Genomic DNA, 12,541 nt, shown 5'->3' with positions numbered 1-12,541 from the left:
CGGTCACTCGCGGGACGCGACCAGGCGGATCGGCGGCGTGCGGGTCGCCGACAAGGCCGTGACCAGGCTCGTCGCCCCCACGATGACGGCCGCGCCGACCGCGAGGCCGACCAGCAGCGACCACTGGACGCTCACCGCGGTGATCCCCACGAGGTGCCGCAGGGCCACCGCGGCGCCGAGCACCGAGCCGGCCGCCGCGAGCGCGCCGAGGACCAGCCCGATCGCGACCACGGCCTGGGACTCCAGGAACGCGAGCCACACCACCTGGCCGCGGCCGAGCCCGGTCACGCGGGCGGCGGCGAACTCGCGGCGGCGGTTCGAGGCCGCGATGACCACCGCGTTCACGATCGCGATCGCCGTGTACAGCATGGTCATGCCCAGGAGCACGATCATGATGTCGCGGGTCAGCCGCTCGTCCGCGGCGGCGCTCGCGGCGATCCAGCCGTCTACGGTGGACACGGTGCCGATCTCGTTGAGGCTCGCGGCGACCGCGTCCCGGTCCGCGCCGTCCGCGAGGCGCACCACGTGGTTCCACGAGGCGGCCCCTTCGGGCAGCAGGTCCGGCGAGAGCAGGTAGTGCGGTCCGGCCACGGTCGGCGGCAGCAGGGCCGCCACCCGCACGTCGAACTCCTCGCCGCCCAGGCGCATCCGCAGCGTGTCGCCCACGCGCCAGTCGCGCTCGTAGTCCTCGGACGGGCTCACCGCGACCGAGGCGCCGGAGAGGTCGGCCAGGTCGCCCGCTACCGGCGCGATGTCATGCGTCGCCACGTAAGCGTCCGGGTCGACCACGGTCCCCAGGCCCGCGACGTACCAGCTCGCGCCCGCCTCGGCGAACGCCAGCTCGAACATGGCCTCGGTCTCGGCGGACACCGCCGCGACCCCGTCGATCCCCGCGATCGCAGCGGTGGCATCGCGATCCGCGGCCACCGCGAAGTCGCCGTCCACAGTGGCGTGCAGCTCCTGCCGGCCGGCCTCCCCCACCGTCGCCAGGGTCCCGCCGATGCCCGCCGTGAACGCGAACAGCACCATCACCGGCGCCGCCGTCGCCGCACTGCGCCGCGCGTCCGAACGCAGGTTCGCCAGCGCCAGCTCCCCCAGCGCCCCGCGGCACACCAGGCCCAGCAGCCCGGCCGCCAGCGGCACGATGAGCGGCGCCAGCGCCGCGAACCCGACCACCAGCGGCACCGTCACCAGGAACGGCGTGAGCTGCACGAACCACACCGGCATCGCCGCGTCGCCGGCCGGGAACAGCACGAACAGCACCACCGCGCCCGCGGTGAACACCAGCCCGAGGACCCACCGCGAGACCGTCATGACCTGCGCGGCCCCCGCGTCCTCCCGCAGCGCCTCCTGCGGGCGGATCGCCGCGGCCCGCCGCGACGCCGCGAGGACCCCGAGCACCGCGATGAGCACGCCCGTCCCGAGCGACACCGCGACCACCCAAGGGCGCCAAGGGGCCGCGAACCCTGCGGGCGCGAAGTCGAGCCGCACCAGCAGCCACGTCTGGAACCGCGCCAGCGGCAGCCCGAGCGCGATCCCGAGCACCGAGCCGGCCAGGCCCAGGAGCACGGCCTCGCCGGTGAGGAGCGACCGGACCTGGCCGCGGCTCGCGCCCGTCAGACGCAGGAGCGCGAGCTCCCGGCGGCGCTGGGCCACCGTGAACCCGAAGGTGGAGGCGACGATGAACACGGCCACGAAGGCCGCGAGCGCGAGCACCATCGACAGGAGCGTCAGCGCCCCGTCGTACGCCCCCTGGAGCGCCAGGGCCGCCTCGGGGGCGAGGCCCGCGGGGATCGGCGCGGTCGCGGCGGCGACGAGCGCCAGGAGCGACGACTGGACGAGCGCCACGCCGAGGCACACGGTGAGGATCGCCCCCGCGAAGACCTGCCAACGCTCGCGGAAGGTGTTCCAGGCCAGCAGGAGCATCACGCCTCCAGGTCGGCGAGGCGCGCGGCGACCTCGCGGGTCGAGGGGCGGTCGAGGCGGTCGGTGATCCGGCCGTCGCGCAGGAACACGACCCGGTCGGCGCTGGCCGCGGCGGCGGGGTCGTGGGTGACCATGATCGTGGTCTGGCCGCGCTCGTCCACCATGCGGCGCATGAGGTGCAGGACGTCGCGGGCGGCCTTGGTGTCGAGGGCGCCGGTGGGCTCGTCGGCGAAGAGGACGGCGGGGCGGGTGACCATGGCGCGGGCGATGGCGACGCGCTGCTGCTGGCCGCCGGAGAGCTCGCGGGGGCGGTGGCGGCGGCGGTCGGCGAGGCCCACGGCGGCCAGGACCTCGTGCACGTCGGCGCGCTCGGGGCGGCGCCCGGCCAGGCGCAGGGGCATGGCGACGTTCTGCTCGGCGGTGAGCGAGCCGATGAGGTTGAAGGTCTGGAACGCGAAGCCGATCTCGGTGCGGCGCAGCCGGGTGAGTTCGGCGTCGGAGGCGCCGGTGATGTCGTTCCCGGCGATCCGGACGCTCCCGGAGGTGACCCGTTCGAGGCCGGCGGCGCAGTGCAGGAGCGTGGACTTGCCGGAGCCGGAGGGGCCCATGACGGCGGTCCAGGAGCCGGCGGGGAACGCGATGTGGACGTCGTCGAGCGCGCGCACGGCGGTGCCGCGGGAGCCGTAGACGCGGGTGACGCCGGCGAGCTCGACCGGGGCGGGCGGGGATTCGTTCATGCCCCAACGGTGCGGGGGCGCGCTGACACGCCGCTGACACGGCGCTGAGATCGGTTGGGCGGCAGGGCGATAGGACTGCACTGGGACGGGGCCGCCGCGCGGGCGGCCCCGTCCCGGCCGGTCACGGCAGGTTGGCGATCACGAAGGGCGCGTGCCCGTGGAGGTAGTTGTTCCAGCCTCCGGTCACGGGCGCCCCCGCGGACAGCAGGTTCGTGGAGTCGTTGCCGACGTCCAGTTTCCATGCGGTCCAGGAGATCTTGTTCGCCCCCATCCAGTCGATCCAGCGCTGCGCCTCGTCCAGGCACACCCGCCCGTCGAGGCCGCCGTCGGCGGCGCTCGCGCCCCATTCCGTGACGAACAGGGCGAGCCCCGCGTTCAGGGCGGTGTTCGCCTTGTCGCGGTTCCACTGGGCGTGGGTGCACGAGTAGAAGTGCAGCGTGTACATGAGGTTCGTGCCGGACACCGGGTTCGCGGCGGCCACGTCGACGTCCTGCGACCAGGTCGGGGTGCCGAGCACGACGATGTTGTCAGGGTCCTGCGCGCGGATCGCCGCGACCACGGCCTCGTGGTACGGCTTCACCGTGCTCGCCCAGTCCACCTGCTCGGGCTCGTTGTACGGCTCCCAGATGACGTTCGGGAGGTGGCCGTACCGGTCGGCGAGGTCGGTGAAGAACGCGACCGCCGCCGCCCGGTGCTGATGCGCCTGGTGCGCATGGAAGTCGACGATCACGTAGACCCCGGCCTCCTCGGCGTTCCGGATGACCTGCTCGACCTCGGCCTTCCAGCCGTTCGGGTCGTCGAGGTAGGCGCCCTCGGGCTCGACGCCCATCGCGACGCGGAAGACCTCGATGCCCCACTCGTCGCGCATCCACTCCAGTGCCGCGAGGTTCTGGGCGTACGGCTGGGTCTGCCAGTGCAGCCACATGCTGGAGACGCCGCGGAGCTGGATCTCCTGGCCGTCCTCGTTGCACATGTTGTTGCCGCACACGCTCAGCCGGCCGTGCCGCTCGACCGGGGTGCCGTCAGGTGCCGGGTCGGTCGGATCGGGGTCGGTGGGCTCGGGCTCGGTGGTCGGTTCCTGGCTGCCGCCGCCGTCGCACGCGACGCCGTTGACCTCGGTGTGCTCGATGGCGCCCGGGCTGCCGCTGGCGGTGAAGCCGAAGACCTCCCTGGTCTGCCCGGAGGCGATCGTGCCGTTCCACCCCGCGTCGGAGGCGGTGAAGTGGTTCCCGCTGAGGGACTGGGCGGTGACGTTCCAGGCGCTGATGCCGGAGACAGCGCCGGTGAAGTCCCATTCCACGGTCCAGCCGTCGATCGGCTCGTCGGCGGTGATGCTGATGTTGGCCTGGAAGCCCGAGCCCCAGCTGCTCACCACGGTGTAGTCGACCTCGCAGCCCGTTGCGGCGCTGGCGTTCTGGGCGGTCGCGATGGTCAGCGCGCTCGCGCCGAGCGCCGCGGCGATCGCGCCGACGGCGGCCAGCCTTCTTCGTCTTCGTACCTGCATGGCAGCTCCTCGATGGCCACATGGGAGCGGAAGCGCTCCCAATCGTTACATCGAAGTTTGCCAATGCTTTGCCGTCGAGTCAAGCGCCGTCCCATCCGGGGCCTACAGGACGACGACCAGCTTCCCCTTCGCGCCGCCGGACTCCATGAGCGCGTGGGCCTCCCGGATGTCGTCGATCCCGAAGACCCGGTCCAGCGGCACCACCGCGCGACCGGCGGTCACGTCGTCCAGGAACGCCTGGAGCACTTCGCCGGGCAGGTCCTTCGCGCCGCCGGTGTACGCGGTCAGGCGGACCCCGGTGGGCAGGTAGCCGATCGGGTAGAAGTCCTTGACGATCCACTGGTCGGAGAGCATCCCGGTGAAGCAGACCGTGCCGTGCACCCGCACCGACCGCAGCGTGTCCGGCAGCGTGGGCGTGCCGACCAGCTCCAGCGCCGCGTCGACCCCCTCCGGCACGACCGAGCGGACCTGCGCGGCCACCTCGCCGTCGTCGATGAGCACGTGGTCGACCCCGACGTCCTTGAGCGCCTGAGCTTTTCCGGCGTCGCGGGTCGTCGACAGCACGGTCACGCCCCCGACCCGCTTCGCGAGCACCGCCGCGGCCATCCCGACCGAGGAGGTGCCGCCCCGCACCAGGAGGCTCTGGCCCGGCCGCAGGTCCAGGCCGGTGGTCAGCGACCCGAACGCGGTCTGCACCATCTCCGGCACGGCCCCGAGGAGCGACCAGTCCAGGTCCGACGCGAACGGCACGACCTGGCCGACCGGCACGCACGTGTACTCGGCGTACCCGCCGTCGAAGGTGCGGCCCATCCCGCCCATCATCGTGGCGACCTGCTGCCCCGGCGCGAACGTTCCGCTCGGGTCGGCGTCCACGACGCCCGTCGCCTCGATCCCGAGCACGCGCGGGAACACCATGCCCTCGGCGAGCCCGAGCCTGGTGTGCAGCTCGGACCGGTTGAGCCCGAACGCCTTCACCTTGATCCGCACCCAGCCGTCCTCCGGCTCGGGCACCGGCAGCTCCCGCACGAGCAGGTGCTCCACCGGCCCCGGCTCCTCCAGCACGACCGCGCGCATCGTCCGACCCATCCGCCACCTCCACGTTCCTCGAACAGCAGTCTGCCCGAAAACCGGCCCCGCCGTGCGGCGGGGCGGCGGGCGCATCCAGGAACCGACCTGCAAGCCGACCCAGCTCCGGTCGGCAGACTGAGAGAAACGCCCTGTTGCGGGCCGGCGCATTCCATGCCCTGGACCGGCCGCACCGGTCATTGCAGCGCTTCTGACCTGCGAGTCAGGCCGTTCGATGCAGAAAGCCGATCCTCCCCCATTGCGCGAATCGGAGTTTTATGGCCGCTCCGGGACGCCTCTAGCCTCCGATGCATGGAATGGCATCACCGCTCAGCTGAAGACCTCGTCACCGCCCTGCGCGCCGGCAAAGTCACCGCGAAGGAACTGACCGAGGACGCGATCGCCCGCATCGAGCGGGACGACCCGGCGACCAACGCGATCTGCGTGCCCGACTTCGACCGGGCGCGGGACGCCGCGCACGCCGCGGACCAGGCGCTCGCCCGGGGCGAGGACCGGCCGCTGCTCGGCGTCCCGGTCACCGTCAAGGAGTCCTACGACGTCGCCGGACTCCCCACGACCTGGGGTCTCCCGGAGTTCCGCGACTTCATGCCCGCCGAGGACGCGGTCCAGGTGTCGCGCCTGAAGGCTGCGGGCGCGGTGGTGCTCGGCAAGACCAACGTGCCGCTGGGGCTCCAAGGGCTGCAGAGCTCCAACCCGGCCTATGGCACCACCTCCAACCCGTGGGACCGCACGCGCACCCCCGGCGGCTCCTCCGGCGGCTCGGCGGCCGCCCTCGCGCTCGGGTTCGGCGCCCTGTCCATCGGCTCCGACATCGGCGGGTCCCTGCGCACCCCCGCGCACTTCTGCGGCGTCTACGGGCACAAGCCGACCCTCGGGCTGGTCGCGAACCGCGGCATGACCCCGCCCGACGCACCCGCACTCCCCGTGGACCTCGACCTGGCCGTGGTCGGCCCGATGGCGCGCACCGCCCGCGACCTCGCCCTCCTCCTCGACGTCATGGCCGGACCTGACCCGCTGACCTACGGCAAGGCCCACACGCTGACCCTCCCGCCGGCGCGCCACGAGCACCTGCGCGACTTCCGGGTCCTGGTCGTCGACGACCACCCGTGCATCCCGACGGGCTCCGCCGTACGACACGCGGTCGACCAGGTGGCCGACGTCCTCGTTTCCCATGGCGCCCAGGTCGAACGGAACAGCCCGCTGCTGCCCGACCTGAAAGAGGCCGCGACCCTCTACACGAAACTCCTCTTCTCAGGCTCGGTCGCGCGCTTCCCTGTCTCCGCACTCGACGAACTGCGAACCCAGGCCGCCGCGCTGCACCCCGACGACCAGGGCCTCGACGCGGCCCGGCTGCGGGGCATGGTCATGAGCCACCGCGACTGGATGGAGGCGAACAACCTCCGCGAGCGCCACCGCCACGCCTGGCGGCGGCTCTTCACCGAGTTCGACGTCGTCCTCTGCCCCGTCACCCCCACCCCCGCCTTCCCCCACGACCACAACCCCGACCTCCTGGCCTGCCGACTCGACATCGACGGCGTCGACCACCCGTTCTTCGACCAGCTCGTCTGGGCCGGCCTCGCCACGATGCCCGGCCTCCCCGCCACCGCCGCGCCCGCGGGCCGCTCCCCCGAAGGCCTCCCCGTCGGCGTCCAACTCATCGGCCCCGCCTTCGAAGACCGCACCCCAATCCGCCTCGCCGAACTCCTCGAACACCAGATCGGCGGCTTCGAGCCCCCGCCCGCGGCGGCCTGAGAGGCGCTGGGCGTCAGTGCGAGCGCTCGGGCATTGACCCGGGCCGCGCGGTGCCGTATATTACTGTCACATCGACAGTAAATGGAGGTCCGCAGTGCGGGAGAGGGAAGAGCCGTGGGAGCCGCCGCTGCTCATGGTCACCGTCGACCTGGTGATCCTGACGCTGCGGGCCTCGGTGCTCCAGGTGCTGCTCGTCGAGCGGGGCATCGAGCCCTTCGCGGGGTGCCAGGCGCTGCCGGGCGGGTTCCTCAGCGACGAGAAGGAGGACCTCCACGCCGCCGCGCTGCGGGAGCTCCAGGAGGAGACGAACCTCGACGCCTCGCGGCTCCACATCGAACAGCTCGGCACCTACGGTGCGCCCGAACGCGATCCGCGCGGCCGGATCCTGACCGTGGCGTACCTGGCCATCGCGCCCGGGCTGCCCGAGCCGGTCGCCGGCACCGACGCCTCCGGTGCGGCGTGGACCCCAGTCGACCGGGTGCTCTCCGGTCAGGTGCGGCTCGCGTTCGACCACCGGCAGATCTTCGACGACGCCGTCGAGCGGGCCCGGACGAAGCTGGAGCACTCGCCGCTGGCGACGAAGTTCTGCGGCGGCGAGTTCACGATCGCCGAACTCCAGGGCGTCTACGAGACGGTCTGGGACGTCAAGCTGGACGAGCGGAACTTCTACCGCAAGGTGCAGCGGATCCCGGGCTTCATCGAGCCCACCGGCGCGGACCGGCGCGCCGCGAAGGGCCGGCCCGCGCGGATGTTCCGCGCCGGACCCGCCAAGGCGCTCCACCCGCCCCTGACCCGCCCGGAAGGACCGCACGCCGAGGAGGAATCATGACCGACCCAGACACCGTGGTCGTGCTGACGGCCCTGGACCTCGAGTACACAGCCGTGCTGCGCCACCTGTACGACGTCGAGATCCGTCACCACAAGGCGGGGACCCGGTTCCAGGTGGGGACCACCGCCTGCGGCGCGAAGGGCCGGATCGCCCTCGGGCTCACCGGCGTCGGCAACCAGTCCGCGGCGGTGATCGCCGAGCGCGCCATCCAGGAGTTCTCCCCCGTGGCGACCCTGTTCGTGGGGGTCGCCGGATCGCTCTGGCCGAAGCCCGAACTCGGGGACGTGGTGGTCGCCGAGCGGGTGTACGCCTACCACGGCGGCACGAGCGAGGACGGCGGCCTCAGGGCGCGCCCCCGCGCTTGGGAAGCGCCCCATGCGATCAGCCAGCTCGCCCACCAGATCGACCGCACCGGGGAATGGCGGCGGCGACTGCCCGCCGGGTCGCGGTCGATCAACGTCCACTTCGGATCGATCGCGGCCGGTGAGGTCGTGCAGAACTCGCGCGTCTCGCGCGAGGCGCTGTGGATCCGCGACCACTACAACGACGCGATCGCGGTCGAGATGGAGGCCGCCGGGGTCGCCCACGCCGGCCATCTCAGCGGCACCCGGGTCGGGATCGTCCGCGGCGTCAGCGACAGGGCGGACGGCACCAAGAACACCGGCGACGACGCCGAGTGGCAGCCCGTCGCGGCGGCCAACGCCGCCGCCTTCGCCGTGCACCTCGCCGAGCAACTCCTCAACGAAGGAACGGGAGACGCCATGCCTCCGAACGAATCCGGTCCCCGATCGGGCGACACGGTGTACAACTTCGCCTCCGGACAGGTCGGGATCCAGGCCGCCAGGGTCTCCGGCAGCTCGGTCACGATGTCCGGCGGCGGCACCGCCCCGCCCGGCGACCCGTTCGCCCTGCTGGCCGCGCTGCGCGCCCAGATCGCCGACGACCACGCCCGCGGCCTGACGGACGACGACGACACGTTCAAGGCGTCCCAGGACGAACTCGCGGCGGCCGAAGACGCGCTGCGCGGCACCGGAGGTCCGCGCGCATCGAAGGCGGTGCTCGCGCTCAAGCGCCTCGGCGGGCTCGTGGCGTCGGAGCGGGCCGGATCGCTGATCGCCCGCGCCATCGCAGCGGTGCGTGAGCTGCCATGACCGAGGACGTCCCCCCGCCGCCCGAGGGCGCCGTCACCTACAACATCGCGCAGCCCGGGTCCGTGGTCGGCATCCAGGCGCAGTACGTCCGCGACGTGCTGGTCTACCAGATCACGCCGCTCGGCGTCTCGCCGCTCGACACGCTCCCGGCCGCCGACTGGGCGCCGATGGTGGCCTCCAGCCCGATGCTGACGCTGGAGCAGCTTCGGTTCGCGCACCTGCCGAAGCCCGCTCCCGGAGAGCCGGGCTATGCGGAGGCCGAGGTGAACGCGTTCCTCGACGAGGTCGAGGCGGCGCTCGGGCTCGACCAGGAAGCCGTTCCCCTGCTCACGCAGGCGGAGGTCCGCTACAAGCAGTTCAAGCCGACCTACCTCAGGACGTCGTACGCGCCAGAGGGAGTGGACCTCCTTCTGGACAAAGTGGAATCCGAGATCGCCCGGCGGTGGGCGCTCTTCATGCGAGACCAGGGAGGAATCCAGATATGACGATCGGACGCCACGGGGCCGAACCCGGCGGGTACCCGCCGGACCCCGAGCTGCACGGCCCCGGGTGGGCGCACCTCCAGGTGTACTCGCCCTGGCGCGACGACAGTCCGGTGCACGCCTCGATCGTGTTCAAGGACCGGCAGACCGCCCGCACCGACCTGTACCAGGTGCTGGCCCGCGACCCGGAGTCCCGCGAGCCGGCCGAGCACCTGCGCAGCCTCATCGACAACAAGGCGCACGACAAGAGCGGACTGCTCCTGTACTACCTCAACGGCGGCGGCCTCATGTGGGTGTGGGCGTACTTCCCCGTCGCGGCCAGGGCCAGCAGCGTCAGCACCGCTCGCGAGTTCATGAGCGGGTGGCGGGAGGACATGCTGTCGGACGAGCTGTACCGGGCCATCATCGACCACGAGGGCGTGACCGTACTCGACCTCGCGAAATGGTTCTGACCTCTCGATACCGCGCCGGCGCAACGGCGTTCAGGCGCGCGTTCCCGGCGGCGGCCGGCGCTCCGACCGCCCCCTCGGCCGGTCCCGGGACACGACCCACGCCCCTCGCGTCGACGCGCGGCGACCGGTAGCCTTTCGCGGTGGCTGCTCCCCTTCCCCTCGCCGGTGTCGATGCGATCGCGAGCGCGTACGGCCTCGGGGCGGTGCGCGAGTGCAGGGTCGTGGCCGAGGGGGTGCTCAACCGGAACTGGCGCCTCGTGACGGACGCGGGTGCGTTCGCGCTCAAGGAACTCGACCAGACCTCGCCCGACGACGCCCGGCGCAGCCTCGCGCTCATGGTGTCGGTCGCGGCCGACGGCGTCCCCGTCGTCGCGGCCGTCCCCACCGGGAGCGGCAAGTCAGTCCTCGAACTGGGCGTGCACGCCTACTACCTGGCCCCTTGGATCGACGGCGACCACCGGCGCGGGGCCGAGATGACCCGCGCGACCGCGTTCCACATGGGCGAGGTCCTGGCCCGGGTTCGGCTCGCCCTCGCCCGGCCCGGCCTGCTCCCCGAGGCGGCGCCCCGCTTCGAGCCCCCGCCTACCGTCGCCACCGCCAGCGAGCGGATCGGCGACTACCTCCGGCTGATCGACGGCCGGGACGCGCCCGATGAGTTCGACCGAGCGGTGGCGCCACTGCTCCGCACCCGCCTCGACCTCGTCGCGGCCAACGAGCACCAGCGCCCCTCCGAGGACGGCTTCACCGGCCCGCACGGGTGGACGCACGGCGACTGCCAGAACTGGAACCTGCTGTGGCGCGACGACCGCATCGCCGCCGTCCTCGACTGGGACCGGGTCCGCGTCAACCCGTACGCCGAGGAGATCGTCCGCGCCGCCACCTACCAGTGCGCCCTCGCCGACGGCAGCCTCGACCTCGACCACCTCGCGGCGGTCGTCGCCGGATACCGCACCTTCGCGCCGATCGGCGGGGAAGCCCTCCTCGACGCCGCCCGGCGCCGGTGGTGGAAGCTCCTGACCTCGGTGTGGCACTTGAAGTACCACTACTTCCTCGGCAACAACGCCGGCGACTGGCTGTTCTTCTCCGACGAACGCCTGCTGCGCTGGTGGACCGACCACCTTCATGAGGTCGAGTCCACCCTCGCGGGATGAACGACTCACCTTCCACATACGACACACCGTGGATTCGCGAGAACGCCGCCAGGGCAAACACAACCGTTATCGTTTCGGCGTGAATGTGGTAATCATGAAGAACGAGAACGGCACCTACGCAGGCGCACAGGGCGGCCAGTTCTCCGCGGGCGTGTCCCGCGAATCGGCCGGTTCGCAGCGGCTGTGCCTGCACCGCGTGTTCATCGAGGCGCACACCGAGACCCGCGCCCATATGCACGACGGCCACGAATCGGCGATCTACGTGCTCGCCGGCCGCCACCAGATCCGCTACGGCGACGAGCTCCAGCACCTGGCCGACCTCGAACCGGGCGACATGGTGTACATCCCGGCGGGGATGCTCCACCAGCCCATCGTCGGCGACGAGGACGTCACCGCCCTCGTCGCCCGCACCGACCCGGCCGAGCAGGAGTCCCTGCGCCTGCACTCCCCCGCAGCACAGCACGAGGCGGTCGGCGCCGGGGCGCCGCACTAGCCGCGACTGTCGGCCGCGGCGGTTACGTTGGCGGGGTGCTCGACGGAGGGTCCGCTCGGGCGCGAAGGAGAGGTGTCGGAATGCGCAAGGTCGTGCTGTTCATGCTCTCGTCGCTCGACGGCGGTGTCGAGCATCCCGCGAGGTACTTCCCCGAAGGCGACGGCGACGGGGCGCCGGTGTTCGACCCCGTCACCGCGGGCATGGAGGCGCACATGACCGCCTCCCAGGACGCGGTGCTCATGGGCCGCAAGACCTACGACGAATGGTCCTACTGGTGGCCGCGGGCCGAGGGCGAGCCGTTCGCCGAGTTCATCAACCCCGTGCGGAAGTACGTCTTCACGTCGACCCCGCTCGCGCGCGAGTGGACCAACGCCGAGCCGGTCGCCGACCCGGTCCCCGACTTCGTCCGGGCCCTGAAGGAGACCCCCGGCGCCGACATCGGCGTCCACGGGAGCATCACCCTCGCCCAGACGCTCCTGCACGAAGAACTCGTCGACGAGATCAACCTCGCGGTCGGACGGGTCCTGTTCCCCGAGGGCCGGCGCCTCTTCACCGGCCTCGAAGGCCCCAGAGAACTCGACCTGGTCCGGGCGATCCCCACCCCCACCGGAAGCCTCTGGCTCACCTACCGCCCGCACCAGTAGGCCCGAGCCTTGCTGCGGCACAGCGAGCCCGCCGAAGCACTCCCCGTACGAAGCGGGAGCAGGTGGTCCCGGAACAGCGAAAAGCCCCGCTGATCCTGCGTTGATGCAGGTCGGCGGGGCCGTTGGCGGAGGCCCTGTTTTCGGACCTCCTCCACTTCGTGGCGGAGACCCTGTTCTCGGACCTCCTCCACTTCGTTGCGGAGGATATGGGATTTGAACCCATGATCGGGTATCACCCGAAACCCGCTTGAGAGGCGGGCTACAGATTCGTGGCTCGAATCATCCTCTACCGGATGTTCCTTCCGTTCCGTCGAGCCCGTCGACACTCCTTCTT

The 12,541-nt window shown here is 72.0% G+C and carries 12 protein-coding genes and 1 tRNA gene; 8 read left to right on the top strand and 5 right to left on the bottom strand.

The window, feature by feature from the left end; translation table 11 throughout:
• Positions 1 to 3: 3 nt before the first annotated feature.
• The 4 genes from BLS99_RS27455 to BLS99_RS15875 all read right to left on the bottom strand — a co-directional run bounded on the left by BLS99_RS27455 (position 4) and on the right by BLS99_RS15875 (position 5,253).
• Complete coding sequence (locus BLS99_RS27455; protein WP_091051859.1) at positions 4 to 1,926, bottom strand: FtsX-like permease family protein; 1,923 nt, start codon at positions 1,924 to 1,926, stop codon at positions 4 to 6.
• The gene (locus BLS99_RS15885; protein ID WP_091051856.1) at positions 1,926 to 2,663 is read right to left on the bottom strand and encodes an ABC transporter ATP-binding protein; all 738 of its coding nucleotides are present in this window, start codon (positions 2,661 to 2,663) and stop codon (positions 1,926 to 1,928) included. The genes BLS99_RS27455 and BLS99_RS15885 overlap by 1 nt, the downstream gene beginning before the upstream one ends.
• A gap of 121 nt (positions 2,664 to 2,784) precedes the next feature.
• Positions 2,785 to 4,167, bottom strand: coding sequence for a cellulase family glycosylhydrolase (locus BLS99_RS15880; RefSeq protein WP_091051853.1), 1,383 nt, complete (start codon positions 4,165 to 4,167; stop codon positions 2,785 to 2,787).
• Between the two features lie 102 nt (positions 4,168 to 4,269).
• Complete coding sequence (locus BLS99_RS15875; RefSeq protein ID WP_091051851.1) at positions 4,270 to 5,253, bottom strand: zinc-binding alcohol dehydrogenase family protein; 984 nt, start codon at positions 5,251 to 5,253, stop codon at positions 4,270 to 4,272.
• Positions 5,254 to 5,544: 291 nt separating this feature from the next.
• Between BLS99_RS15875 and BLS99_RS15870 the strand changes: the two genes are divergently transcribed.
• From BLS99_RS15870 to BLS99_RS15835, 8 genes are all read left to right on the top strand, one after another.
• On the top strand, positions 5,545 to 7,005 hold the full coding sequence (locus BLS99_RS15870; RefSeq protein ID WP_091051849.1) for an amidase: 1,461 nt from the start codon (positions 5,545 to 5,547) through the stop codon (positions 7,003 to 7,005).
• Between the two features lie 133 nt (positions 7,006 to 7,138).
• Positions 7,139 to 7,834, top strand: a complete 696-nt coding sequence (locus tag BLS99_RS15865) for an NUDIX domain-containing protein (protein ID WP_091052700.1) — start codon at positions 7,139 to 7,141, stop codon at positions 7,832 to 7,834.
• Positions 7,831 to 8,985: a 5'-methylthioadenosine/S-adenosylhomocysteine nucleosidase family protein gene (locus tag BLS99_RS15860; RefSeq protein ID WP_091051847.1), complete on the top strand. Its 1,155-nt coding sequence runs from the start codon at positions 7,831 to 7,833 to the stop codon at positions 8,983 to 8,985. Before BLS99_RS15865 ends, BLS99_RS15860 begins: the two co-directional genes overlap by 4 nt.
• On the top strand, positions 8,982 to 9,470 hold the full coding sequence (locus tag BLS99_RS15855; protein ID WP_091051844.1) for a DivIVA domain-containing protein: 489 nt from the start codon (positions 8,982 to 8,984) through the stop codon (positions 9,468 to 9,470). The genes BLS99_RS15860 and BLS99_RS15855 overlap by 4 nt, the downstream gene beginning before the upstream one ends.
• Positions 9,467 to 9,919 carry a hypothetical protein gene (locus BLS99_RS15850; protein ID WP_091051841.1) on the top strand — a complete coding sequence of 151 codons (453 nt, stop codon included), beginning with the start codon at positions 9,467 to 9,469 and terminating at the stop codon, positions 9,917 to 9,919. Before BLS99_RS15855 ends, BLS99_RS15850 begins: the two co-directional genes overlap by 4 nt.
• Positions 9,920 to 10,059: 140 nt before the next feature.
• Positions 10,060 to 11,070: a phosphotransferase gene (locus BLS99_RS15845; protein WP_091051838.1), complete on the top strand. Its 1,011-nt coding sequence runs from the start codon at positions 10,060 to 10,062 to the stop codon at positions 11,068 to 11,070.
• A 94-nt stretch (positions 11,071 to 11,164) separates the two neighbouring features.
• A complete protein-coding gene (locus BLS99_RS15840; protein ID WP_091051835.1) occupies positions 11,165 to 11,563 on the top strand; it encodes a cupin domain-containing protein in 399 nt (132 codons plus the stop codon).
• 80 nt (positions 11,564 to 11,643) lie between these two features.
• Positions 11,644 to 12,207, top strand: a complete 564-nt coding sequence (locus tag BLS99_RS15835) for a dihydrofolate reductase family protein (RefSeq protein WP_091051833.1) — start codon at positions 11,644 to 11,646, stop codon at positions 12,205 to 12,207.
• A 198-nt stretch (positions 12,208 to 12,405) separates the two neighbouring features.
• Here BLS99_RS15835 and BLS99_RS26305 read toward each other — a convergent pair.
• Positions 12,406 to 12,492, bottom strand: a tRNA-OTHER gene (locus BLS99_RS26305).
• Positions 12,493 to 12,541: the final 49 nt, after the last annotated feature.

The organism is Glycomyces sambucus, from assembly GCF_900102815.1.
Taxonomy (GTDB): Bacteria; Actinomycetota; Actinomycetes; order Mycobacteriales; family Micromonosporaceae; genus Glycomyces; species Glycomyces sambucus.
This window is presented reverse-complemented; position numbering and strand designations above follow the sequence as displayed.